Here is a 26,270-nt window from a genome sequence, read left to right as displayed (position 1 = left end):
TATGGTAAAAGCATATGAAGCATAAAGTTTTACTTTTTTTGTTGTTGATGCTGTGTGGTGGAATCGCTCATGCGCAGAATGCCGTTACTGCTACCCCCGCACCCACCCCTGATACCATACAGATCAAGGGCTTGATCATTATCAAAGGAAAAAATGAAAAGGGCCGTACCAGCTACCGGTTCTATAACGATACCGCCTATACGCGCAATAAACTCAAGAAAAACCTGCAAACGAAGTGGTTTGTTTTTGATATCGGGTTTAACAACTATATCGATCGCAGCGACTATAGCGGCACTACTTTCGTGAACTACTTTACCAACAGCGCCGGCTACTTCGCAGGCGCTAACGCCACACCAAGAGCATACGATTATTCCGCCGTAGGCCTGGCCACTTTTGCACCAAGGGAGGCAAATGCGCCATTAACGCCATCTGAATTTAAACTTATCACTGGAAAATCAATCAATTTTAACATCTGGTTGTTCCAACAGCGACTTAATATAACAAAACACAAACTTAACTTGTTATATGCTTTAGGACTAGAGATGAATAACTACAGATACGCCCGGAACATTACCTATGTACCAGGCTATCCGACTAAGATAATCCGTGATACGGTTGAATTCTCGAAGAACAAGCTGTTTGCCGAATACATCACAGTTCCGGTAATGCTTAATTTCAATTCTAACCCTGCCCGCCGTGGACGAGCTTTCCAGGCGAGCATTGGTGTCTCTGGCGGTTATCTGATCAAATCCAGGACCAAGCAGATCAGTGAAGAGAGAGGAAAGGTGAGAAAAACTGATGACTTCAATCTCAACAAGTGGAAGTTTGGACTTGCCAGCGAATTGGGCTACGGCCCCGTGAAATTGTACGCGAATTTCGCTCTTACTGCACTGCACGACTACGGGCTCCAACAGTACCCGTTCTCGATCGGACTCCGTTTAAACGGGTTCTAATTTTTTCTTGACCAGATTCTAAATTGTGTTTATGCGTTCATTCGTAGCCCTCATGGCATGTATTGGCTGCATTGCATGGATTCATTCCTGTGAAAAGCGTTTCCTGGGCGTCCGTACAGATGCCAACAATGACGGCGCCCTCTCCGGCGCGCCCTTCGTTGATAACAGGCCACTGGAAGTGCCCGTGGTAGCCGTTTCCAACAAACAAACCGGAAATGGCGAAACAGCAATACCCGCTCGCTATGCGCTGATGATGAAAAATATGCCGGCGCCCCGCCACACCCGGCAACATCTCAAACTCAGGAAATTAGCCATCAGTCAGCCATCTGAAGATACCTTCATATTGGGCGCACTCGTATGCAAGCGACCCAATATACCGCTTAGCACCATGATCCCCTGATCTGATAACAGGTCAATACCCCCGTTTCTGCATCCGGCAATCGGTTGTAGTGTCCCCACGTTTACCGTTCATAAAATCTCCGTATTTTACTGCGGAAAATTTTCCGCATGCCTTTATATTTGATATCCTATATTATTAAACCAACTATTACCTGACAATATGAGCACACTCAAAAGAGCAGCATTATCGCTGCTACTTGCCGGCTCGCTGCATTTCGCAGGCGCACAAGGCAAATATGAATGGAAGGAGGCTAACTCCGGAGGTTATAACTACAAGTATATAACCAACGACCCCATGAAAGCCCGATTCTACAAACTGAAAAACGGCCTCACTGTTATCCTCAGCGTTAACAAAAAGGAACCCCGTATCCAAACATTGATCGGTACCCGCGCCGGCTCCAACAACGATCCCAAAGATCATACAGGCCTCGCTCACTACCTCGAACACCTCCTGTTCAAAGGCACTGAACAGTATGGTTCGCTCGACTGGGCCAAAGAAAAGCCGTATATCGACAAGATCGACAACCTGTACGACAAGTACAACAAAACCGTTGATCCAGCCGCCCGCAAAGCCGTATACCACGAAATCGACAGTGTATCCGGCATCGCCGCCAAATACGCCATCGCCAACGAATACGATAAAATGATGACCGCGATGGGCGCACAAGGCACCAACGCGCATACCTGGGTGGAAGAAACCATCTACGAAGAAGATATTCCCTCCAACGCTGTAGACAAGTACCTCACCGTACAAGCCGAACGCTTCAGGGACCCCGTTTTCCGCCTGTTCCACACCGAACTCGAAGCCGTATACGAAGAAAAGAACCGCGGCCTCGACAACGACGGACGTAAAACCTACGAAACCATGCTGGCAGCACTATTCCCCACACACAACTACGGGCAGCAGTCTACCATCGGTACCGTAGAACACCTGAAAAATCCCAACCTGAAAGCCATCCGCCAGTTCTATAATGAATATTACGTGCCTAACAACATGGCCGTTGTAATGGCGGGTGACTTTGATCCGGATTACGTGATCAAAACCATCGATCAGAAATTCGGTTACATGAAACCCAAGCCGGTAAAGGAATACAAGCCTGCGCCTGAAGCGCCCATGACCGCGCCCGTGGTGAGAGAAGTTTTCGGCCCTGATGCAGAAAACATCAACATCGCCTTCCGCGTACCCGGCGCATTGGACGTAAAATCCAATTTAGTACTGGGCGTGCTCTCCAGCATCCTGCAAAATGGAAAGGCCGGCCTGCTCGATCTCAACATCAACAAACAACAGAAAGTGCTCAGCGCCAGCGCATCTACACTGAACCTGAAAGACTACTCTGTACTGCTGCTGTCTGGTAAAGCCAAACAAGGCCAATCACTGGATGATGTGAAAAGCCTGCTGCTCGGTCAGCTCGAGATCCTGAGAAAAGGCGACTTCGATGAAACACTGGTGAAAGCCATCGTCAACAACGCCAAGCTCGCAGAGCTGCAAGGCCTCGAAAGCAATAACAACCGCGCTACTTCCATCATGGATGGCTTCATCAAAAGCAAAGGTGAGAACTGGGCCTACGATGTATCTTATGTAGACGATATGAGCAAAGTTACCAAACAGCAGATAGTTGACTACGCCAACAAATACCTGAAGGATAACTATGTGATCGTTTATAAACGTAAGGGTGAAGACAAGAGCATCGAGAAGGTAGAAAAACCTGCCATCACACCGGTAGAAGTAAACCGTGAAGCTCAATCTCCCTTCCTGCTGAAAGTGGCTTCCATCCCTGCTACACCAGTGAAACCACAGTGGCTGGATTACGACAAGGACATACAGAAAACCACTATCGGTAACACCGATATGATGTACGTGCAGAATAAAGATAATGGTCTCTTCCGCCTCTACTACCGCTTTGATATGGGCAGCTGGAACAACAAGAAACTGGCGCTGGCCGCTCAGTACCTGCAGTTCCTCGGTACGGATAAATACACGCCGGAACAGATCAGCAAAGAGTTCTACAACATTGCCTGCAACTTCAATGTAGCTGCCGGCCCGGAAGTAACCACCATCACGATCAGCGGCCTGCAGGAAAACTTTGATAAAGCAGTTACTTTGTTCGAACACGTGATCGCTAATTGCCAGCCTAATGAAGCTGCACTTACCGCGCTGAAAGGCCGCACTAACAAGGCCCGCTCCGATAGTAAGCTCAACAAGGGCGCTATCATGAGAGGCGTTGTGAACTATGCCATGTATGGTGCAAAAAATCCGTTTAACAACGTATTATCACAATCAGAGCTGGAAGGCATTTCCGCTGCTGAGCTGACCAATATTCTCCATGAGCTGCCCACTTACAAACACACCATTATCTATTACGGCCCTCAACCACTGGCTACCGCTGCCGCAGATGTGAAAAAACTGCACCCGCTCGCTGCCAACCTGAAAGACGTGCCCGCTCCTGTGAAATTTGTAAAAGACAATCAGGACAAAAACCAGGTGCTCTTCGCCGACTACGATATGGTGCAAACGGAAGTGAACTGGCTGAGAAACAGCAGCGCTTACAATCCTGATAACACCGCTATCGTAACGCTGTTCAACTCCTACTTCGGTGGTGGCATGGGCTCTATCGTGTTCCAGACCATCCGCGAATCCAAAGCCCTGGCTTATTCTACCTATGCTTTCTATTCTTCGCCAGACAAGAAAGACGATCGCTACTCTGCTATCGCTTATGTAGGAAGTCAGGCCGACAAGATGAATGAGGCAGTTGCCGGTATGAACGAACTGCTCAACGATATTCCCCGCTCCGATAAGCTGCTGGCTACTGCCAAACAAAGCATGAAGCAGGATATCGAAACAGAGCGTATCACTAACGACGGTATCATCTTCAGCTATCTCGCTGCAAAAAAACTGGGTCTGAACACTGACATCCGTAAACAAGTGTATGAGGCTATCGACAAGATGGGCTTCGATGATGTGAAGAAATTCCACGACGAAAATCTCTCACACAAACCATATACATATTGTATCGTGGCGTCCGAAAAGAAAGTAAATGTGGACGAGCTTAAAAAATATGGCGACGTGAAAAAACTCACCATGGAAGAGATCTTCGGATACTGATAATATTCATCTTGGTAAAGAAGGGCACTTTTTATTTTCACAATAAAGAGTGCCCTTCTTACGTTAAGGACATATTTAATACCCTATGGAAAAGTGCCGTCTTTGTTGGTGTATAGCGCTATTGCTGCTATTGCCTTTATCTGGATTTATCAACCATGTTGACTTGTATAATGTGAAGATTACCCCGGAGAATATTGATGCAGATAAAGTTTTTTTATTGATAGACAAGAGCGATTACCGGATGTATTTATATGAAGATGTAACGTTGAGAAAAATCTACAAAGTGGTGTTTGGCAACCGCGATCAGACGGATAAAAAAGTTGAGGGCGACCGCCGCACACCTGAAGGGACCTTTCACATTTTAAGCAAGCGATACGATAAACTCTGGAGCCGGTTTCTGCTGCTGGATTATCCGAATGAAGCATCCTGGCAGAAATTTCATCAGCTGCAAGAGGCTGGCGAGCTGCCCGCAAGCGCCACTCCAGGCGGCGGAATAGGTATTCATGGCGTGGAAACTAACTCTGGTATCCGCGACAACTACGTAGATGCCCGTATCAATTGGACGCTGGGTTGTATCTCCATGAAAAATGCCGATGTCAACGAATTGTATGAGATATTAAAAGTTGGAACCCCGGTGGTGATCCGCCGTTAAAAAAACAGGAAAGATTTTTGCAAGTATTACAACAGTGATTTACTACGGCAGCCATAGTCGGTATCTTTGTATACTACATCTGCCATGCATCTAGTGATGTTCAGCAGCACAGCCGCGGGACATCATGAATCCATATATATGTCGGGTATGACCCTGTGAAGGGCGCGCTCCACTCGGATGGTGCGCGCTTTTTATTTATCCATAAATTGCTTTACGGCTGGCTTCCACACCTCCGGCGCTTTTTTGCAGAACGACTCATGGCCGGCATTTTCAAGCACATACAATGTCTTGTCCTTACTGGCGATGTTAGCATAGATTTCCTGTGTTTCATGAGGCATCACCCGGATATCCTGTTTGCCCCAGAAATATAATACCGGCATGTGCATATCGCGGGCATAAAGGGCCGGTTTGAGGCTGAAACCCCAGAACCCCTGCTCAAGGCCGCCCCAGAAGGTAAGCAGCTGTGATAGCGGAGTGCCAGGCAGATGCACAGAACGCATGCGGCTTTTAACGGCATCTACCAGGGTGGCGTAGGGGCACTCAAGGATCACCTTTTGCGGTTGCAAACCATAGCTGGAAACAGCGTGCAGGACGGCTGCGGCGCCCATGCTCATGCCCCAGAGTATCACAGGTTGTGGTGTACGGCGCTGCACATAGTCATATGCCAGCTTTACTTCTTCTTTTTCGTAATAACCAATGCTACAGGTATGGCCTTCACTGTTGCCCGAAGCGCGGAAATCAAGCAGGAAAGTGTTATATCCCAGCTGGCGGAAATAGGCCGCTTCGGCCAGTGTACCGTCTTTGCCACCGTTGTATCCATGGAATAATATAACCGTGCCTTTGGCTTGGGATACCGGTATCCACCAGCCTTCCAGGCGAAGGCTATCAGCGGTATAAAGAGAAATGGTTTCAAAAGGAACTTCCGGTTGATGCCTGATCACGTATTTGGAAATACGTACGCCTAACAATACGATCTGCATTTTTTCGCCCACACTCATTTGTTCGGGGCGTTTGTTGATGTGATGCGCATCGTCGTAAAAATGGGTGAATTTCCAGGCGTGAAAAGCTGCAATAAAGTTGAGCAGGAGGACCAGGCTCAACAACGTATAGCCGGCACGTTTCAATTGCTTCATGCGGATAAGAAGTTTGAAGACCACGCCAGTGCAGCGTGGTCTTCAAATATATTAAAGTCTTCCATTCTTGATATCGTCTACTACTGCGGGGTCGAGCAGGGTAGAGGTGTCGCCGAGATTGTCCAGGTCGTTCTCGGCGATCTTGCGCAGGATGCGGCGCATGATTTTGCCGGAGCGGGTTTTGGGCAGTCCTGTTACAAACTGTATCTTGTCTGGTTTCGCGATAGGCCCGATGATGCGGGCTACTGTTTGCGCAATATCTTTCTTGGTCAGCTCTGCATCATGTGTCATTTTTTCCATGGTCACATAAGCATAGATGCCTTGTCCTTTGATATCATGCGGATAGCCTACCACGGCGCTTTCTACCACGCCGGCGTGCATATTGATGGCGTTCTCCACTTCGGCGGTACCGATGCGGTGCCCGCTCACGTTGAGCACATCATCAACACGGCCGGTGATGCGGTAGTAGCCGTCTTCATCGCGGAGACAGCCATCGCCGGTGAAGTAGAGGTTCTCGTAAGTAGAGAAATATGTTTTACGGAAGCGTTCATGATCGCCGTAGGTGCTGCGCAGCATACCTGGCCATGGGAATTTGATACAGAGATTACCATTTACGCCGTTGCCTTGTATCTCTTTGCCATTCTCATCTACCAGTATGGGTTGTACGCCAGGAAGCGGCAGGGTGGCGTATCCTGGCTTTTCCTTGGTGATGCCGGCAATTGGCGTGATCATGATACCGCCGGTTTCAGTTTGCCACCAGGTATCCACGATGGGGCATTTGCCTTTACCGATGTTGTCTTTGAACCAGTGCCATGCTTCTTCGTTGATTGGTTCGCCTACGCTGCCGAGTTTGCGGAGAGAGCTGAGATCTTTGTGGTTCACCGGGCCGAGGCCATAGCCCATCAGGCTGCGGATGGCGGTGGGTGCGGTGTACAGGATGTTTACACGGAATTTATCGGTGATCTCCCAGAGCCTGCCGGCATCGGGGTAGGTAGGTACGCCTTCAAACATCAGTGTGGTGGCGCCGGCGCTGAGCGGGCCATATACGATGTAGCTGTGGCCTGTGATCCAGCCTACGTCTGCGGTACAGAAGTAGACTTCGCCGGGCTGGTATTGGAAAGTATTGACGAAAGTATAGTTGGCATATACCATATAGCCGCCGCAGGTGTGCACTACGCCTTTGGGTTTGCCGGTGGAGCCGGAAGTATAGAGGATGAAGAGGAGGTCTTCTGCATCCATTTCTTCCGCAGGGCAGGGGGGATTGCCCATGGTTTCCACTTGTTTGATCTCATCTTCCCACCATACGTCGCGGCCTTTGAGCATGCTCACGGGCGTGCGGGTGCGGGTGCATACGATCACTTTTTTAACGGTGGGGCATACCATGAGGGCGTCGTCGATCACGGGTTTCAGCGGAATGTCTTTGCCGCCGCGGAAAGCGCCGTCGCAGGTGATTACAAGGCTGCATTCGGCATCCTGGATCCTGTCTGCGATAGATTGCGCACTGAAGCCGCCGAACACTACGGAGTGGATCGCACCGATGCGGGCGCAGGCCAGCACAGCGATGGCGAGCTCCGGTATCATCCCCATATAGATACAAACGCGGTCGCCTTTTTTCACGCCATTGTTCTTGAGCACATTGGCGAACTGGCAAACCTTGTTATAGAGGTCGCGGTAAGTAATGATACGATGATGTTCTTCAGGGTCATTGGGTTCCCAAATGATGGCGGGGCTGTTGCCTAATGTGCCGAGGTGCCTGTCCAGGCAGTTCTCTGTGATGTTGAGTTTGGCGCCGGTAAACCATTTGATTTCCGGGTCCTTGAAATTCCAGTCCAGGACTTTGTCCCATTTGCGGCGCCAGAGGAAATGGTCGGCAACATTTGCCCAGAAGCCTTCGGGGTCAATTACGCTTTGTTGGTAGGCCTGTTGATATTCTTCTATACTCTTGATCTGATATGGGTACGACATAGCACCGTAAAAGTTATTTGGTTAAATACAAGCATTTTCCTTGCGGGCGTTAAATTTAAGAAAAACTGGGATTTTACTAGAAGAAATCTAAGAAAATAGAATAAAAGTGAATGAATATTCAAAAAAGAAAACCCCGCTATCCGGCAAGACAGCGAGGCTCAGTTCATATTTAAATGCGGAAATACGTTGATTCGATTGTTGACTAAACCAAAAGACAACCACTACTTTGTCTGTGATTTAAAATACCTTTTGAAGTACTCGCCTTCTGAGGTATACACTTCTTCCATCACTTCGATGATCTTTTCTTTTTCTGCGTTACTGAGTGCCGGGATCATCTTTCCCTTCTCAGTAGGACTGGGCCTGTCTTTCAGGCGCATCTTCCTGTAAAAGGTAGGAATGCTCCAGTTACATTCTTCGCAAACTCTTTCCCTGAATCTGATAGGAAAGCCGGTCAATTTCGTGTGCATATCCAGCAACACGTTGATTGGTTCATCTGTGCTCATAGTGGATGTTTTTTTGATTTTCGTTTGGGTATGGTTAACAATGAATTTTCGATACTGGTTATTCTCATGATTTACAAAATAATGGTTGTAAGCAAATGTATTTATAATCGCGCAATTTATAATTATAAAAGATTAGTTTCAATAAAAAAAATTGCATATCGCTGAAATTGCCTGCCATAAAGCATTTGGGAGGATGGCGAACGATTTTTTCTACAGGTAAATGCCTGCGTTCTGCACAAAAATGACCACCGCAGATTTTTAGATTAGAATGTAATTTTCAATGCGATATTTATTGCATAGAAATGAGAAGGGGAGTGTCTCGCTCTTATTTCGTATACCCGTCAACGTTATCACCGTGCCTTATCTGTTTATTATCTCTTTGTAATAATTTTTATCATTTCTATTATTTTATTTAAGTAATGAGAGATAAATTGTTATATTATACGGCATATAACAGGAGCAGCCTTGTTTCAGACCATTAAAAAATGTAAAAAAGATGCAGCAGTCGAGCCTGATACATATGGGTCAGCGGTTAAAGCAGATACTCAAACAAAAAAAGATAAAGGTGATAGACTTCGCCAAGATGGCGGGTTTTACGAACCAAATCGCGCATTATCACCTCCGTAAAAGTGATATGAAGCGCGCCAATATTGAACGTTTCTGTGCGCTCATCGGTATCAGTACCGATGATTTCATGCGATGGAATGGCGCTATGCTGGTTACGCAGGGCCAGAGCATTCACCACGGAAACCGCCTCCAGGGCGTTATTGCCGAAAAAGGCCTCAATAAAAGCAAGCTGGCCGCCCGCCTCAATATGAGTCGCCGCACCATGTATAACCTGTTTGAAAAAGAAACCTTTTCGCCCGATGAGCTGGACCGCGTTGTGCGTGGGATGGATATGAGTATGGAAGCCTTTCTTGTGCCTGGCAGCATAGAAGAATCAAGGCAGGCCGATAATGAAGAAAATTCCCAGCTCCGTGAAAAATATTACAAACTCCTGGAAGAGCATACCGAATTGCTGAAAGGCCACTCCGCCCTCAAGGACGAAGTGAACCTGCTCAGGAAAGAACTGGCCGCCCTGCAGAAACCCGCCAGGAGCAAGTCGAAACGTTAACCACTGATTAAAAATGTTTACACTTGTAAACACTGTCAATATACAGCGGTGCAAGCATGCCTGCACCAGTATCAATATACCTGAAGAACATCTGTGGTAGCAGGCGTGAGCTTGAAATAAGTTGCCACTTCCTGCCAGTTATTCACGCGCGTATAGCCGTGGAGGTTAATATTGTGCGGCGCCGTAAACAACAGCGGCGTGCCCTTGAAATAACGCAGGTTTTTATCGTGGTCATCAATCATGTAATCCGCATCCACAATGGTTTTCGAGCCGCAGAAAACAATATTATGCCAGCTGATATAAGGAAAATGTTCTCCCAGCCAGGCCAGCTTTTCTGCCAGCGACAGGGGAAATTCTGTGGCCGCCGATACATAAATACTTCATGCTGCGCAGATAAGGACTTGATGATCTCTTGACTGTCTTTCATAACCGGCAATGACCTGAAGAAACCAGCGCTGCGGATGTACCTGTGCACTACCCCCGGCACCGGGTAACCTTCTCCTTCCGGCAGCCCGTTCAATGTTGCCGCATCTATCCTTTCTCCATATTCCGCCTCATACATATCTATCAGCTGAGGCGTCAGATCTGCCATTACATTGTCCATGTCGATTGCTATTCTTGCCATATTTTGCTATTTCTTGCAAATTTATGCTGTTTTTGGCAAAATGTGGCAAAAAATTTCATAATATTGCAGAAAATAGCATTGGCATGTTAAAAGAGGAAAGACTTGATTATATCCTTAAAAAGCTGCAAGCGGAGCACAAAGTGCTGCAAACAGAGCTGAGCAGTGATTTACAGGTATCGGAAGACACCGTGCGCCGCGACCTCGAAGTGCTGGCCCAAAACGGCCAGTTGATCAAAGTGAGAGGCGGCGCCATCCCGCATTCTCCCAATCCTTATGCATTTAAAGACCGCATCGGTTATCATGAAGATGATAAAAAGAACATGGCCCGCAAAGCCTTACAGTTCCTGCACGACGGGCAAACGATCGTGATGGATGGAGGTACCTCTACCTTGACGCTGGCAAAAATATTGCCGCCTAACTTACGTGTTACTGTTGTTACCAATAGTGTTCCCATTGTTGCACAGCTGATTGAACACCCGGTGATAGAAGTGGTTTTCACAGGGGGCCGTATCGGCAAGGATTCACAAACCGCCGGCGGCATGGATACCATCCGTATGTTACAACGGATCAAGGCAGATATCTGCTTTTCCGGCATTTGCAGTCTGCACCCGGAAGCCGGCGTTACCGGCCTCGATCTCGGCGAAGCAGATGTGAAAAGTGTGATGATGGCATCTGCCTACAAAAATGTAGCACTGGCCACCAGCGATAAAATAGGCACCGCAGAACCTTATAAGGTATGCGATATCACTGTACTGGATATTATCATTACCGATAAACCAGACCTGCCATCTTTCAAACCATACTCTGACCTGGGCATCCAGGTGATATAATCATTTTACCAACACAGCCGATGTTACAAGAACTGACGATAGGGATGATCAATAAAAGAAGCGCGCGCATTGCGGTGAGCGCTTTGTTTTTCCTCACCGGATTTTGCTTTGCCAGCTGGGCATCGCGTATTTCCGATATCCAGCAAACCCTGCATCTCAATGATGCCGGCCTTGGTAGCGTATTGCTTGCATTGCCGGTAGGCTCGCTGGTGGCGCTGCCTGTTGCGGGTGTAATGGTATCGCGCTTTGGCAGCCGGCACGTGCTGATCATTGCCAGTGTCGTATATGCGGCACTGTTACCCCTGATCGGCCTGGCAAAGGCGCCATGGGAGCTGATCTCCATCCTGGTGCTTTTCGGCTTCAGCGGCAATATGGCCAATATTGCCGTTAACACGCAGGCAGTTGTAGTAGAAGCGATGTATGGCCGTTCTATCATGGCCTCATTTCACGGATTGTGGAGTGTAGGCGGCTTTGCTGGTGCTTCTGTAGGGGCGTTCCTCGCAGGTTTGCACATGGCGCCGGTTTATCATTTCCTGATCATCACGGCCATCGGCTGGATGATCGTGATGGTGGCCATGCGCAACATTGTACAGCAGGATATCTCTTCACAAGCCAATCAGCCGCTCTTTGTGATGCCCGACAAGTTCCTGCTTACGCTCGGCATTATTGCGATGTGCTCTATGATCTGCGAGGGGACGATGTTTGACTGGAGCGTGATCTATTTCAAAAGAGTGGTGCGTGCCGCCGATGCTTCCGGTATAGGGTATTCCGCTTTTATGAGCACGATGTTCCTCGGGCGTTTTGTGGCCGACTGGCTTACCATGCGGCTGGGTGTTAACAGGATGTTGCTGATCAGCGGTATCCTCACTGCCGGCGGGCTTTTGCTGGCGGTAACATTGCCTTATTTCATTCCTGCTATTATTGGTTTTATGTTGGTAGGCGCGGGTGTGTCTTCGGTTGTGCCTCTTGTATACAGCAGCGCGGGAAAATCGAAGGTACTATCTCCCGGAATGGCGCTGGCAGCGGTTTCCACGATCGGTTACCTGGGGTTCGTGTTTGGACCTCCTTTGATCGGGTTTGTAGCGCAGGCTTCCAGCCTGGCGGTGTCGTTTTCCATCATTGCGGTGATGGGGGCGGCGATTGCGGTGATGTCGCTGAAGATTAAATTGTGATCAGCCGTGATACCAGTTTGTGAGTGTGCCCGAGCAGTTGCTCAATTTGGTCTACTTGATCCATTTTTTGTTCTAACCTTATCTGAAGATAAAAGTGATTGGCGACAGCATCTTCATAATCACTATTGAGAAAAATGGTTGACTCAAAAAGTGGTAGCAACAGGAAATCCAGCTCTGGCAATATTTTCGGAAGGATATCTTTTGGCCGCGCCACGAAAATAAACGCATTATCCAGTGCAGTATCGCCAGCCAGTGCCCGATGCGGATGCAAGGCGAAGATGGCGGATGTAAGTAATGTCTTTCTTTGTATTTTTAGATAATGTTGTTGATTCGGTAGTCCTATCCGGAGGATGGTGTGATGATTTATCTCTTTGCCAATTGAAAAGTCATTTGCCGCGCGGCGGTTCCAGTTACGTGTGTTGTTCCAGCCAAACTCCACCTGAGCGGGTATTCCATCAAAGATAAGTCCGAATGAAAAGAGATAGTTGGGCTGGTCCTGATCTCCTTCAAGGTAAGTGCCTCTGCCATGGCCATATCTTTCCAATATAATATCCCATGCATGTGGATATGGTTCCATGTCGATAAAAAGATATTTTCTACAAATGAAATGAAAAAATTATATAAAACAGTAGTGATAAGAGGCTTAACAAAAATTCTTTCCAAAAAAATCAAATTTAATTCGCTTAATAAAATTCTATTCACGTAACTTTGCACGATTTTTTTGTTCCCTTCGTTGGCAGAGAAATCAATTTGGTTTTTCATTTTCAATAGATTACACAAATGCCAAAAGACTCATCTATCAAATCTGTTCTCATCATTGGTTCTGGTCCCATTATTATTGGTCAGGCTTGCGAATTTGATTATTCCGGCTCCCAGGCAGCACGTTCGCTGCGGGAAGAAGGTATCAAAGTGATATTGATTAATTCCAACCCGGCCACCATCATGACAGACCCCATGATGGCCGATAAGGTTTACCTGCTGCCACTGACCGTGGAAAGCATTGAGCAGATTCTGGAAGAAAACCAGATAGATGCCGTATTACCCACCATGGGCGGACAAACTGCGCTCAACCTTTGTAAAGAAGTGGACGAACTGGGAATATGGGAAAAGTATAATGTGCGCCTGATCGGTGTAGACATCAAAGCGATCGACAAAGCAGAAGACCGTGAACAGTTCCGTCAGTGGATGATCCAGCTGGGCGTACCTGTAGCGCCGGCCAGAACAGCCAACTCTTTCCTCGAAGGTAAAGAGTTTGCACAGGAGATCGGATTTCCATTGGTGATCCGCCCTTCCTTCACGCTGGGTGGTACCGGCGGTGGTTTCGTTCACAGCAAAGAGGAGCTGGACGAGGCCCTGGACCGCGGTTTGAAGGCATCTCCCATCCACGAAGTACTGGTAGAAAAAGCAGTACTCGGATGGAAAGAATATGAGCTGGAACTGCTGCGCGACCAAAACAATAACGTAGTGATCATCTGTACCGTGGAAAACCTTGATCCGATGGGTATCCACACTGGCGACTCCATCACCGTGGCGCCTGCGATGACCCTGAGCGATACCGCTTTCCAGGATATGCGCAACAAAGCCATGATGATGATGCGCGACCTCGGCAACTTCGCCGGAGGCTGTAACGTACAGTTCTCACTCAATCCTGAAACAGAAGAACTGATCGCCATCGAGATCAACCCGCGCGTGAGCCGCTCTTCTGCACTGGCATCCAAAGCAACGGGTTATCCCATCGCGAAGATCGCCGCTAAACTGGCCATCGGCTACACACTGGATGAACTGGAAAACCAGATCACCAAAACCACTTCCGCATTCTTTGAACCAGCACTGGATTACGTGATCGTGAAAATGCCGCGCTGGAACTTCGATAAATTTAAAGGCGCCGATGATACGCTCGGTCTGCAAATGAAATCAGTAGGCGAGGTAATGGCTATCGGCCGCACCTTCCCTGAAGCCCTGCAGAAGGCCTGCCAGAGCCTTGAGAACGATGCCCTCGGTCTTGGCTACTATGGCAAATCCATGCTGAAAAGCGAACAGCTGCTGGAAAAACTGAAACGCCCCACCTGGGATCGTATCTTCCGCATCAAAGACGCACTGATGGAAGGCGTGTCTGTAAAGCACCTGCATCAGCTGACCTATATCGACCGCTGGTTCCTGCACCAGATCAACGATATCGTGACCCTCGAAAAACAACTGATGGAGCACGACCTGGAAAGCGTTCCGGCAGATATGCTGAAAGATGCCAAACATATGGGCTTCTCCGATAAACAACTGGCGATCCTGTTTGGCAACTGCGAAGAAGAAGAAGTATACGAAAAACGTAAAGCTAACGGCATCGTTCGTACTTACAAGATGGTAGATACGTGCAGCGCCGAGTTTGAAGCGAAAACGCCATACTTCTATTCTACTTTCGATACCGAGAACGAAAGCAAAGTAACCGACAAGAAAAAAATTATCGTACTCGGTTCCGGTCCTAACAGGATTGGCCAGGGTATTGAGTTTGACTACTGCTGCACACATGGTTTGCAAGCGATCCAGGATTGTGGTTATGAAGCGATCATGGTGAACTGTAACCCTGAAACAGTATCTACCGACTTCGACATGGCAGATAAACTGTACTTCGAACCGGTATTCTGGGAACACCTCTGGGAGATCATCGAACTGGAAAAACCAGAAGGCGTGATCGTTCAGCTGGGAGGCCAAACAGCACTGAAACTGGCGAAGCGACTGGAAGAGAAAGGTGTCAGGATCATCGGTACTTCTTTCGATAACATGGACATTGCGGAAGACCGTGGCCGTTTCTCCGATATGCTGAAAGATCTCGGCATCCCTTATCCGAAATATGGCACCGCTTATAATACAGACGAAGCGATCGATGTAGCGAAAGAAGTGGGATATCCTGTACTGGTGCGTCCTTCCTACGTGTTGGGCGGTCAGCGCATGCGTATCGTGATCAACGAAGAAGAGCTGGAGCAATCAGTACTCAGCTTGCTGAAACACTTGCCAGGCAACAAGATATTGATCGACCATTTCCTCGACCGTTGCCAGGAAGCAGAGATCGATGGTATCTTCGACGGTACCGACTTCCATGTGATGGGCGTGATGGAACACATCGAGCCAGCAGGTATCCACAGTGGCGACAGCCATGCACTGCTGCCGGCTTTCAACCTTACGCCGATTGAGGTGACCACGATGGAATACTATGCGGAAAAGATCGCACGCGCACTGAACATCCGCGGCTTGATCAACATTCAGTTCGCGATCAAAGATGGCAATGTTTATGTGATCGAAGCCAACCCACGAGCTTCCCGTACTACGCCATTCATCGCAAAAGCTTACCAGGTGCCGTATCTGAACATCGCTACCAAAGTGATGATCGGTGCAAACAAACTGAAAGATTTCAAGATCGAGAAAAAACTCACCGGCTTCGCGATCAAAGAACCTGTGTTCTCGTTCAATAAATTCCCGGGTGTAAATAAAGAACTCGGACCTGAAATGAAATCTACCGGTGAGGCGATCCGCTTCATCAAAGACCTGCGCGATCCTTACTTCAGACAGCTCTACAAAGAAAAGAGCATGTACCTGAGCAAGTAATAAACTTAAAAGTAAAAAAGGGTGTGCTGCTGATGCAGCACACCCTTTTCTTTTTATCTATAAGAGAAAATAAATCGTTTAAAAAAACAGAGCCTGATGAAAATCAGGCTCCTTCTTTTCCCTCAAAATAACCATTAAAGACACGACTATTGAATCTTGATACGACACAAATAGCGTGACCGGTAATGCATTTTACAAATAATATTATATTTAAAGAAGATGTTAACTAATCAATAACAGATGTGTTAATTATTAATATTTAACAAGATTGATTTACACGTATTTGTATAAATGATAATACTTGTTGTCACGCCTTGTTTTCAGGCTTTCTCGAAAAGTTTTCAAGTCCTCATATATTCATATTAGCGCTATTAAATATAACAATCATTAACATGTTATAAACAATTACCTTCTTTCGAACTGCTAATTTTAGCCTGTAAAAGTTACACCCAAATGTATTTTGAAACATCCTTGTTTGTGAACACAGGCTGGCAGCGCATGCCTTTTCTTCGCCTGATAATCCCGCTGTTGGCGGGCATTGCCACCCAATACCAATTTTCTTTTTCTGCATGGAGTATAGGGATATTCCTGTTGGTATTAATACTCTTCTATGCGATATACAACCGATTGCCGCCGTCTGTCAGGTATGCCTGGAACTGGCTACAGACCTCGTTTTTACTGCTGATAGTATTTTTCGTAGGGGCGTTACTGTTATATCATGCAGACGGGCGTCATCAGTTCCACTACTATCAGCAGCACTATCACACAGGCAGTAAATTATTGCTGCGGATCACCGCAGCGCCGGAGGAAAAACCGCGCTCCTGGCGGTTTACAGCTACTGTGATGGCAGTGGCAGACAGCGCGCAGCTAACGCCTGCCAGCGGCGATCTGCTGTTGTATCTCCGTAAGGATTCATTACCGCCTTTGCAATACGGCGATATGATTATGGTGCAGCAGCCGCCCGAAGAGATCAGGAACAGCGGCAACCCCGGCGCCTTCGATTACCGCCTGTATTGCGCCTTGCAGGGCATTTACGGGCAATTGCAATTGCGCAGAACAGATTATCAATTGCTGTCACAGCGGCGCAGCCAATCGCTCGAGGCCTGCTTGATCCGCATGCGCAGCTGGTGCCTGCAACAGCTGCGGCACTATATTGGCAGCGGCCCGGAAGCCGGTATGGCAGCCGCTTTGCTTATCGGCTACCGGCAGGACCTCGACCGGGATATCGTGCAAGACTATACGAATACGGGCATTGTACATATCATCGCCATCTCGGGCATGCACCTGGCGCTATTATACGGCAGCTTGCTGTGGCTCCTGAAATGGTGGCCAGCAAAGCGTTTCGTCAATATAATCAAAGCCGTGCTGGTATTACTGGCGCTGTGGGGCTTTGCCCTGCTTACCGGCGCATCGGCATCTGTACTGCGTTCGGCGGTGATGTTTACCGGCATTACCATCGGCAGCCTGGTGCTGGAAAGGTATAGCAGCGCCTATAACACTTTGGCGGCTTCGGCCTTCCTCTTGCTTTGTTATAATCCCTGCTTCGCGATGGACGTGGGTTTCCAGCTTTCGTACCTGGCGGTGCTGAGCATCATGTTGTTCTATCAACCTATTCGTTTGTTAGTGAAGATGAAGAACAGATGGGCAGATCTTTTATGGGAGATGTTGTCGCTGTCGATCGCTGCGCAGATATTGACCACCCCGGTCAGCCTTTTTTATTTTCATCAGTTCCCGAATTACTTTCTGGTGGCGAATCTCGTGGCAGTGCCATTATCTACCGTGATTATCTATGGAGAGATATTATTACTGGCCGTCGCGTTTCTTTCGCCGTTGGCCACCTGGGTGGGAGTAGGGCTGCGGTGGCTGATCTGGTTCATGAATGCCTGTGTAAAATGGCTGGGGGCCTTGCCTGGTGCGTTAACCCCCAATATCCATTGTAGTGCTTTGCAGATGACGGGCCTCTACCTGCTGATCGCTGGTATGGCTTTATGGCTGCTGGCGAAATGGAAGCCAGGCGCTTGGCTGGCGGGGATCGGTCTTCTGCTTTGTTGCGGGCTGCACGCGCAATGGCAGCTGGATGCGGCTTCCCAGCGCCGCCTGGTCATTTATAACGTGGCCGGCTATACGTTAATAGATGGGGTACAAGGGAGAAGTGTACAGTTAATTGGAGATGATTCCATCAGCACAGGAGCAGCGCAAACATTGCAGGCGGCGCGTTCATCATGGGGAGCTAGTCCCGGCAAAGTGGCGCTGCTGGCGCAACATGGCCACTATCTCAGTTTCTGCGGGAAACGGTTGGTGATCATCGATACGGCCCTGCCTTCATCTCCCCCACAAAAAAAATTCTGCACGGATTATATTTTATTGACACATAATCCACACGTGGATATCAGCCGCCTTGGCGATTTCTTTACCTTTCACACCATTATTTTAGGCGCTGCGAACACGACTGGAAGGATTAAGAAGTGGAAAAATGATTGTTACGCGTTAACTTTGCGCTGCTTTTCGGTTCCAGACCAGGGAGCCTATGTTATTAATTTCTAATGTTTTCCATTCATGCAAAAGCAAATTAAATCAGCTCTGATCTCCGTTTTCTATAAAGATAACCTGGAGAACATCGTTAAAAAATTAGGTGAACAAGGAGTGACCATCTACTCTACAGGTGGTACTCAGAAATTTATTGAAGAGCAGGGCGTAAAATGTGTGGCAGTTGAAGACCTGACCGCTTATCCTTCCATTCTGGGCGGACGCGTTAAAACCCTCCACCCTAAAGTGTTTGGAGGTATCCTGGCACGCCGCGAAAATCCGCAGGACCTGGAGCAGCTGAAACAATATGAGATACCCGAGATCGACCTGGTGATCGTAGACCTCTACCCGTTTGAAGAAACGGTGAAGAGCACAACAGACCAACAGGCGATCATCGAAAAGATAGATATCGGCGGCGTATCCCTGATCCGCGCTGCTGGCAAGAACTTCAAGGATGTAGTGATCGTAGCATCCAAAGACCAGTATGCCGACCTGGAGCAGGTATTGATCAATAACAATGGCGCCACTTCCCTGGAAGAACGCAGAAACTTTGCTGCAAAAGCATTTGAAGTATGTGCCCATTATGATGTGGCCATCTCCCAATATTTCCTGAACAACGAGCCTGGTGCTTATTTCCAGGTGTCTGTTCCACAGGGCCAGGTAAACCGCTATGGCGAAAACCCGCACCAGCGTGGCGTTTTTTATGGTAAGCTCGATGAGGTGTTCAACAAGCTCCATGGAAAAGAGCTGTCGTTCAATAACCTTGTGGATGTAGACGCTGCCTGCCAGCTGATCCAGGAGTTTACTGATACTACCTTTGCTGTGATCAAGCATACAAATGTTTGTGGTATTGCTACCCGCCCCACGCTGAAAGAAGCCTGGGATGCAGCATTGGCAGGAGATAAAGAAAGCGCTTTCGGCGGCGTGCTCGTTTGCAACAAAACAATCGACAAAACCACTGCAGAGGCCATCAACGAAATTTTCTTTGAAATCCTCATTGCGCCCGGCTTTGACGCGGAAGCGCTCACCGTGCTTCAGGCGAAAAAGAACCGTATCCTGCTTGAACAGAAACAACCGGTGAAGAGCAAATACATGTTCAAAAATGTACTCAACGGCGTGTTACTGCAAGACAGCGATAACGGCAACTATAAAGAATGGACCGATGCAGGCGCCCGCCCGGCCAATGCTGCGGAGAGAGCCGACCTGGAATTTGCCAACATCGTTTGCAAGCACCTGAAATCAAACGCTATCGCCCTCGTGAAAGACAAGCAGCTGGTGGGTAAAGGCTGTGGCCAGACTTCCCGTATCGATGCACTGCGTCATGCGATTGAGAAAGCCGGTCAGTTCAACTTTGACCTGAAAGGCGCTGTAATGGCATCTGATGCGTTCTTCCCCTTCAATGATTGCGTGAGCATTGCCCATGAAGCCGGCATTACTGCGGTGATCCAGCCCGGCGGCTCTGTACGTGACAATGACTCCATCGAGTTCTGCAAGCAGCATGATATGGTGATGGTGATGACCGGTATGAGGCATTTCAGACACTAAGCGTACTTTTTTTGAATGATACAGGAGGCATCGGTTTGGGCCGGTGCCTTCTTTTTGTTTGCGCTCTGCCCAAAAAATAATACTTTGCCAACAAATAAGTTTTTTATTTAAGACATAAAGCAGCCCGTTGTTTATCCGTCAAAATATTATGCAGGACGCCACAGATGCCGATTTGATCGGGGAGTACAAATCCTCGGGCAGACTGGAATTGCTGGCTGCCCTATACCAGCGTTATATGAGCCTGGTATATGGTGTGTGCCTCAAGTATTTTGATGAGGATGCCAGCAAAGACGCGGTGATGCAGATATTCGAAGAGCTGATCGTAAAAGTGAAGCAGCACGAAGTACAGCATTTCAAAAGCTGGCTGCACGTTTTAGCCCGCAACCATTGCCTGATGAAGCTGCGGGCCATGAAGAACAAGGAATCCAGGCAGGTATCTATCGACGATCATCCTGTTATGGAAAACGGCGAAACAGGGCATCATGAGAACGGAGTAACGCTGGAAGAGAACCTGCAAGCCATGGAAAAATGCCTGGAAACCTTGCCAGAAGAGCAAAAGCGGAGTGTAGACCTTTTCTATTTAAAAGAGAAAAGCTATCGCGAGGTCAGCGTTATTACCGGCTATGATATGAACAAGGTGAAAAGCTATATCCAGAACGGAAAGCGGAACCTTAAAATTTGTATGGAGCAACAGCAACAACATGCCTGACAAGCAACCACATAAGCAAACGGAGGTAAGCGCCGAGCTGATACGCCAGTACCTGGCGGGAGAGCTCGACGATAAAGCCATGCACGCCCTGGAACGCCAGGCGCTGGATGATCCGTTCCTGGCGGAAGCGCTTGAAGGTTATGAAATGCATGCGCCTGATCAATCCGCGCACCTCGACGATCTGCAAGCGCGGCTCGCTGCGCGTGTAGCGCCAGAGAAGGGTAAGGTGCGCTCCATCTATTACCGCGTGGCTGCGGCGGCAGCCATTCTTTTGCTGCTGTTCACCGGTGGCTGGTTCCTGGTACATCAAAAGGCTACACCGCCCGAAGTGGCGCAAGCGCCGGCAACACCTGCACCTACGCCCGCTCCTGCAGCAGCAGATACCCAGGCAACTTTTAAAGAAAACACAACTCCTCAAGCTGATATAAACAGCGAGCATGCAGCGCCTGCGCTGGCATTATCGCAGAAGAAACCGAGCATGAAGCCCAAGCCTGCGCCAGGCAAGCCTGTTGCCGATTTGCCCGCTCCTGCTCCGTTGCCCGATGCCGCACCGGCCTTGGCGGCCGCACCTGTATCAGCAAAGAAAGCAGGGAATGATAATAAACAATTTACTTACGAGGCCGAAAAGGCGAGGGCCGGTAATGCATTGGATACTTATTCCCCGGGAATAGCTATCAACAACGACTCACCAAAAATATTCATCCGTGGCGCCCGCGCTTTTAATAACGATGACCTGAAATCCAAGATTATTCTCCGCGGCCGCGTTGTCGACGGGCAATCCGGCGAGCCTTTGTCAGGCGTAGCAGTGACAGGGCTGCACAGCAATAGAGGCACAATTACAGATGCAAAGGGGTATTTTTCATTACCGAAAGATAGTACACGATTTAAAGAGCTGATGCTGAGCTATATTGGCTACGATAGCCGGAAACTGCGCCTGGACAGCGTTCAGCAAGGAATGGATATTGCGATGGCGCCTAATAACAAGGGCTTATCGGAAGTTGTGGTGACAGCGTTTTCGGGTAAAGTGGCGGGTGTGGAGGCTGAGCCAATGCCTTACAGCGCTCCGGAGCCGAAAGATGGTTACGTGGCATTTTACCAATACCTGAATGCGCATACCCTTACTGATAGTATTTCCGGTATCGTTCGTATATCCTTTACCGTTACCCGCTCTGGTGCGCTTACCGATTTCAAGGTGTTGCGCGGGTTGAGCGAGACAGCCGATGCTTTGGCTATCCGCCTGCTCAACGAAGGGCCTGCGTGGAAACCAGCATCAGATGGGAAGCCCGCCACAGTGAAAGTGAGAATGAAATTCAGGATACAGAAAAAGTAGGACTTACTTGTTCCGCTCTTTCCACTGCTGATTAAAGGATTTAGCAGCAAATACCGGCAGGTCGCGGTTATCGCCCCAGCCCTTGGCGAAGAACTTGCGCAACAGGAAGTTCTTCATCTTTCCACTGGCCATATTCATCATCTTCCTGCTCATGCATCCCTGTTTCCATACAAACCAGGCGAACTTCTCTCCACCAGATGTATAATTCTCTTCTACTGCTTTCTGTCTGTTATGCAGCAATAGTTCATGCAGGTTGATGCGCACGGGGCACACCTCTGTGCAGTTACCGCAGAGAGAGGACGCGAAACTGAGATGCATATACGAATCCATGCCTTTGAGGTGAGGCGTGATCACAGCGCCGATAGGGCCGCTATAGGTGGTGGCATAAGTATGGCCGCCGATGTTCTTGTAAACGGGGCATGCGTTGAGGCAGGAGCCACAGCGGATGCAGTAAAGGCTTTCGCGGGCGGTGGTATCCTGGAGGATATTGGTTCGGCCGTTGTCCATCAGGATCACATACATTTCATCGGGGCCGTCTGCTTCGCCTTCCTGGCGCGGGCCGCTGAAGATGGAGTTGTAGGAAGTCACCTGCTGGCCTGTGCCGTAAGTGGCCAGCAGCGGCCAGAACAGCGCGAGGTCTGTAATAGAAGGCAGTACTTTTTCGATACCAACCAGTACGATATGCGTTTTGGGAAATGCAGTGCTGAGGCGGGCATTACCTTCGTTTTCGCTTACGGCAATGGAGCCGGTATCTGCGATGATGAAGTTGGCGCCGGTGATGCCGATTTCTGCATCGAGATATTTCTGGCGTAATTTCTCACGTGCCACCAGCGTAAGCTGTTCAGGCGTGAGCCCGGGATCGGTGCCGAGTTTCTCGGCAAAGAGGCGGGCTACATCTTCCTTGCTCTTGTGCATGGCGGGTGTAACGATGTGGTAAGGCGGCTCTCCATCGAGCTGCTGGATGTATTCGCCGAGGTCCGTTTCCACGCATTCGATGCCATTTTCACCGAGAAAGTCGTTGAGGTGCACCTCTTCTGTGGCCATGGACTTGCTTTTTACAATACTCTTGCATTGTTTGGCCTTGCAGATGGCCAGTATCTCCTGTTGCACCTGTTCCGCAGTTTCGGCCCATATCACTTTAGCGCCACGTTTGGTGATGTTCAACTCAAACTCTTCCAGGTGTTTGTCGAGATGCTCAATGGCTCTCCATTTGATATTCTTGGCCCTTTCGCGCGCGCCCGGCAGGTCTGTAAACTGTTGTTTACCGTTCTTTACAGCGGTATTGTATTTACCGATATTGAAATTGATAGTTTGCCGGTGACCGAGATCGGCTGCTTTTTTTTCACTTTCTTCCAGAAAGGTGGATGCTGTTTGATGCATAAGCAAGTCCAATAAGATGCTTAATAAAGATAGTTATATAGAAAGGAATAACAGCGTCGAGATTCCTTATTTGTATTGTTTTCTTGCGATCTTATCCAGCACATCATAAAATTCCGTGCCGTATTTTCTGATGAGCGCCTCTCTCAGGAAGCGGTACACGGGCACTTGCAGGGCCTTACCGTTCTTGCAGGCGGGTTTGCAGATATCCCAGCGATCATAGTTCACCGCCTCAAATGATTCATATTTTTTGATCCGGATGGGGTAGAGATGACAGGAGATGGGCTTCTTGAAGTCTACCACGCCATCGTTGTAAGCCTTTTCAATGCCGCAGCTCACCGTGCCATGCTCATCGATGGTGGCGTAAGCGCAGATGCCTTTGTTCACGATGGGAGTAACATAGCCGTATTCAGGATCGGTAGTATTGGTGCCGGTTTGCTCAATCTCCTGAATGCCTTCTTCCCGCAGATAAGATTTTATTTTGGGATAGATTTTTTTCAGCAGCTTCACTTCCGCTTTATCGAGCGGGGCGCCACAGTCGCCAGCTACACAGCAGGCGCCTTTGCAGGCCGACAGATTGCATACGAACTGCTCTTCAATTACTTCGTCACTGATGTATTTGTCGTCGATGATGATCATTGGGTAAGTGTGATCTGAATTCAGACCACAAAGTTACGGGAAATCCTGAGGATTTTATCGCCAGTGCAGGGTTTCCACCATATGCCACATGTCCTGTTCGAGGAATTGGTGCACGGGAGCGAGGGAATCGGCATTGGGCCTTACATCGAAGTAGAGCGCGCCGCGGAGGAAATGATGTACGGAGTCGGTGGCGAAGAATTGTTTGGCAGAAGCTGCGTTGCCGCCCACTTCGTAGAAAGTGCCATTCACATTATTAGGTGTGTGGATCACGTTTTCATCGATATATTCCGCCTTGTAGGTGTGTTTGTAAGTCATCTTGAAAGCGTCGTTCACCAGCTTCTGAAAGGTGTTCTCTCCGCCGATGATCTTGTAGCTCATATATATTTTACCATTGAGAGAGGGGAAGTCGATGTTGATCCAGTAAGGATTTTCGGGCTTTTCGCCGAAGAAGGAGGTATCTTTTACTACCGTGGCGTACTCTGGATATTCGAAAGTATAAGGGTAACCGGGCATATCAAAGGTGCGGTACTTTCTTTCCGGGAACTTTATTTTAAAGTATCCGCGGGGTTTCGGCGTATATCCGTTATCACAGGCGGTGAGCGATAGTATCAGCAGGGAAAAAAAGGCGAGGGCCTTTCCTTTTAAATTTGGCATTGTACGTTTTGCATTTAGCATCGTGGCTCAGGCTTGTTCAGCAGCGTCGGGCCGGATGGTTACCTGTACTTTCTGGATGCGCATTTTATTCACTTCCAGTACAGTAAAATCATAGTTACTGTAATTAATAACGCTGTTTTCTTCAGGAAATTTTCCTGCCAGTTCAAGTATGAGGCCGCCGAGGGAGTCGCTTTCACCTTTTACCTGATCGAAGGTTTCCGGAGGGATGTTCATGATCCTGCAAACGTCGTTCAGCATGGTTTTGCCTTCGAATACGTAGGTGAAGTTGTCGACCTTGGAGTAGTTGAATTCTTCTTCATCAAATTCATCTTTGATATCACCGATCACTTCTTCCATGATATCTTCCAGGGTCACGATGCCGGAGGTACCGCCAAATTCATCTACCACTACAGCAAAGTGCATTCTCCGGCTCTGAAATTCGGAGAGCAGGTCTTCGATGAGTTTATGCCCGTGTACAAAGAAAGGCTGGCGCATGATCTCGTGCCAGTCGAAGGTATCACCTTTATCGAGATGCGGCACGAGGTCTTTGGTATGGATTACGCCTACGATATTATCGAGGTTGCCTTTGTATACGGGGAGGCGTGAGTAGTGCAGGTCGGCTACACGTTTGATCACGTCAGAGAAGGTATTTTCATATTCGATACCGTTCACGTCGAGGCGGCCGCGCATGATCTGTTTTACGGTGATGTTACCGAATTTGAGAATGCCTTTGAGGATATTTTTTTCTTCCTGTGAGGCGGTGGGATCTACGCTCATTTCGATCGCTTCATCGATCTCCTGGTAGTTGACCGGGCCGCTGCCGCGGTGGAATAATTTGGCTTCGATGCTGGAGCTCATGCCTACAAAGAAATCGCTGACAGGTTCCAGGGTGGCGTGCACGAGGCTTACGAACCATGCGAAGTAGGTAGCGAAACGGATATTGTTTTGTGCGGCCCAAACGCGGGGGAGTATTTGCCCGAAGAAGAGCAGCACCAGGCTGATAACGGCGATACGTACTACCAAAGATATCACGGGAAGTTTTTGGAGGTCTTCCATCTGGGTGATGAGGTAGTTGGTGATCATAATGAATGCGATCATCAGCAGGATACCGGCGATCTGGAGGGATGCGAGCAGCGACCTGGGTTTTTCCAGGAGTTTGGTGATGAGTTTACCGGAAGCGTTTTGCCGGGTTTTCAACACATTCAGGTCCTTGTAGTTCAGTGAAAAGAAGGCCACTTCAGCGCCTGACACAATGAATGTCAGTAGCAGCAGCACAAAAATGACCAGCAGGAACACCACTACGTTAGGTGTTGCGATCGGTGCGCCGGTTTGTAAAAGGAAGGATATGTTGCTTGCCGAAAAGATATCCAAGATGTTCAACTTTATGTAATAGATCAAAAATACGGGAAAGAAATTCATTCAACATGAAAATGACCCTTATTTT

Annotated in this window: 20 protein-coding genes and 1 pseudogene; 12 read left to right on the top strand and 9 right to left on the bottom strand. The window is 48.5% G+C overall.

What is annotated here, in order from left to right; all coding sequences use genetic code 11:
* The first annotated feature begins 14 nt into the window (after positions 1–14).
* The 4 genes from FPG75_RS17530 to FPG75_RS17515 all read left to right on the top strand — a co-directional run bounded on the left by FPG75_RS17530 (position 15) and on the right by FPG75_RS17515 (position 5,107).
* Positions 15–953, top strand: a complete 939-nt coding sequence (locus FPG75_RS17530) for an outer membrane beta-barrel protein (RefSeq protein WP_143308320.1) — start codon at positions 15–17, stop codon at positions 951–953.
* Positions 954–984: 31 nt separating this feature from the next.
* The gene (locus tag FPG75_RS17525) at positions 985–1,353 is read left to right on the top strand and encodes a hypothetical protein (protein WP_143308318.1); all 369 of its coding nucleotides are present in this window, start codon (positions 985–987) and stop codon (positions 1,351–1,353) included.
* Between the two features lie 159 nt (positions 1,354–1,512).
* Positions 1,513–4,455 carry a M16 family metallopeptidase gene (locus tag FPG75_RS17520; RefSeq protein ID WP_143308316.1) on the top strand — a complete coding sequence of 981 codons (2,943 nt, stop codon included), beginning with the start codon at positions 1,513–1,515 and terminating at the stop codon, positions 4,453–4,455.
* A gap of 85 nt (positions 4,456–4,540) precedes the next feature.
* Positions 4,541–5,107: a L,D-transpeptidase family protein gene (locus FPG75_RS17515; protein WP_143308314.1), complete on the top strand. Its 567-nt coding sequence runs from the start codon at positions 4,541–4,543 to the stop codon at positions 5,105–5,107.
* Positions 5,108–5,298: 191 nt separating this feature from the next.
* Here FPG75_RS17515 and FPG75_RS17510 read toward each other — a convergent pair whose 3' ends face one another.
* From FPG75_RS17510 to FPG75_RS17500, 3 genes are all read right to left on the bottom strand, one after another.
* Complete coding sequence (locus FPG75_RS17510; protein ID WP_143308312.1) at positions 5,299–6,240, bottom strand: alpha/beta hydrolase; 942 nt, start codon at positions 6,238–6,240, stop codon at positions 5,299–5,301.
* A 51-nt stretch (positions 6,241–6,291) separates the two neighbouring features.
* Positions 6,292–8,205 (bottom strand): acetate--CoA ligase, encoded by a 1,914-nt coding sequence (acs, locus tag FPG75_RS17505; protein WP_143308310.1) that lies wholly within the window; start codon positions 8,203–8,205, stop codon positions 6,292–6,294.
* Positions 8,206–8,426: 221 nt separating this feature from the next.
* Positions 8,427–8,708: a hypothetical protein gene (locus FPG75_RS17500; RefSeq protein WP_143308308.1), complete on the bottom strand. Its 282-nt coding sequence runs from the start codon at positions 8,706–8,708 to the stop codon at positions 8,427–8,429.
* 496 nt (positions 8,709–9,204) lie between these two features.
* Here FPG75_RS17500 and FPG75_RS17495 point away from each other — a divergent pair, with 496 nt between their 5' ends.
* Positions 9,205–9,822, top strand: a complete 618-nt coding sequence (locus FPG75_RS17495) for a helix-turn-helix domain-containing protein (protein ID WP_143308306.1) — start codon at positions 9,205–9,207, stop codon at positions 9,820–9,822.
* Between the two features lie 71 nt (positions 9,823–9,893).
* Here FPG75_RS17495 and FPG75_RS17490 read toward each other — a convergent pair.
* Positions 9,894–10,384, bottom strand: a pseudogene (locus tag FPG75_RS17490) (5' nucleotidase, NT5C type).
* Positions 10,385–10,530: 146 nt separating this feature from the next.
* On the opposite strand from FPG75_RS17490, the gene FPG75_RS17485 reads away from it, so the two are divergent.
* Both FPG75_RS17485 and FPG75_RS17480 read left to right on the top strand, forming a co-directional pair.
* Positions 10,531–11,277 (top strand): DeoR/GlpR family DNA-binding transcription regulator, encoded by a 747-nt coding sequence (locus FPG75_RS17485; RefSeq protein ID WP_143308305.1) that lies wholly within the window; start codon positions 10,531–10,533, stop codon positions 11,275–11,277.
* Between the two features lie 20 nt (positions 11,278–11,297).
* Entirely contained in the window at positions 11,298–12,449 is a 1,152-nt protein-coding gene (locus FPG75_RS17480; RefSeq protein WP_143308303.1) for an MFS transporter, read from the top strand.
* Here the strand turns inward: FPG75_RS17480 and FPG75_RS17475 are convergent.
* Entirely contained in the window at positions 12,439–13,026 is a 588-nt protein-coding gene (locus FPG75_RS17475) for a hypothetical protein (RefSeq protein WP_143308301.1), read from the bottom strand. The two genes, FPG75_RS17480 and FPG75_RS17475, sit on opposite strands and share 11 nt — an antisense overlap.
* 203 nt (positions 13,027–13,229) lie before the next feature.
* On the opposite strand from FPG75_RS17475, the gene carB reads away from it, so the two are divergent.
* The 5 genes from carB (at position 13,230) to FPG75_RS17450 (ending at position 22,156) form a co-directional block, all read left to right on the top strand.
* The gene (carB, locus tag FPG75_RS17470) at positions 13,230–16,046 is read left to right on the top strand and encodes a carbamoyl-phosphate synthase large subunit (protein ID WP_143308299.1); all 2,817 of its coding nucleotides are present in this window, start codon (positions 13,230–13,232) and stop codon (positions 16,044–16,046) included.
* 453 nt (positions 16,047–16,499) lie between these two features.
* The gene (locus FPG75_RS17465; protein ID WP_143308297.1) at positions 16,500–18,590 is read left to right on the top strand and encodes a ComEC/Rec2 family competence protein; all 2,091 of its coding nucleotides are present in this window, start codon (positions 16,500–16,502) and stop codon (positions 18,588–18,590) included.
* Between the two features lie 12 nt (positions 18,591–18,602).
* Positions 18,603–20,117 carry a bifunctional phosphoribosylaminoimidazolecarboxamide formyltransferase/IMP cyclohydrolase gene (gene purH, locus FPG75_RS17460; RefSeq protein ID WP_143308295.1) on the top strand — a complete coding sequence of 505 codons (1,515 nt, stop codon included), beginning with the start codon at positions 18,603–18,605 and terminating at the stop codon, positions 20,115–20,117.
* A gap of 148 nt (positions 20,118–20,265) precedes the next feature.
* Positions 20,266–20,826 (top strand): RNA polymerase sigma factor, encoded by a 561-nt coding sequence (locus tag FPG75_RS17455; protein WP_143308293.1) that lies wholly within the window; start codon positions 20,266–20,268, stop codon positions 20,824–20,826.
* Positions 20,819–22,156 carry a carboxypeptidase-like regulatory domain-containing protein gene (locus FPG75_RS17450; RefSeq protein ID WP_143308291.1) on the top strand — a complete coding sequence of 446 codons (1,338 nt, stop codon included), beginning with the start codon at positions 20,819–20,821 and terminating at the stop codon, positions 22,154–22,156. Before FPG75_RS17455 ends, FPG75_RS17450 begins: the two co-directional genes overlap by 8 nt.
* Positions 22,157–22,159: 3 nt before the next feature.
* Here the strand turns inward: FPG75_RS17450 and FPG75_RS17445 are convergent, their stop codons facing one another.
* The 4 genes from FPG75_RS17445 to gldE all read right to left on the bottom strand — a co-directional run bounded on the left by FPG75_RS17445 (position 22,160) and on the right by gldE (position 26,197).
* Positions 22,160–23,536, bottom strand: a complete 1,377-nt coding sequence (locus tag FPG75_RS17445) for a LutB/LldF family L-lactate oxidation iron-sulfur protein (RefSeq protein ID WP_143308289.1) — start codon at positions 23,534–23,536, stop codon at positions 22,160–22,162.
* A gap of 66 nt (positions 23,537–23,602) precedes the next feature.
* On the bottom strand, positions 23,603–24,172 hold the full coding sequence (locus tag FPG75_RS17440) for a DUF3109 family protein (RefSeq protein ID WP_143308287.1): 570 nt from the start codon (positions 24,170–24,172) through the stop codon (positions 23,603–23,605).
* Positions 24,173–24,226: 54 nt separating this feature from the next.
* Positions 24,227–24,826, bottom strand: coding sequence for a gliding motility lipoprotein GldD (gene gldD, locus FPG75_RS17435; RefSeq protein ID WP_143308285.1), 600 nt, complete (start codon positions 24,824–24,826; stop codon positions 24,227–24,229).
* A 27-nt stretch (positions 24,827–24,853) separates the two neighbouring features.
* Positions 24,854–26,197, bottom strand: coding sequence for a gliding motility-associated protein GldE (gene gldE, locus FPG75_RS17430; RefSeq protein ID WP_236652822.1), 1,344 nt, complete (start codon positions 26,195–26,197; stop codon positions 24,854–24,856).
* Positions 26,198–26,270 lie beyond the last annotated feature (73 nt).

Source organism: Chitinophaga vietnamensis, from assembly GCF_902167635.1.
GTDB lineage: Bacteria > Bacteroidota > Bacteroidia > Chitinophagales > Chitinophagaceae > Chitinophaga > Chitinophaga vietnamensis.
This window is presented reverse-complemented; position numbering and strand designations above follow the sequence as displayed.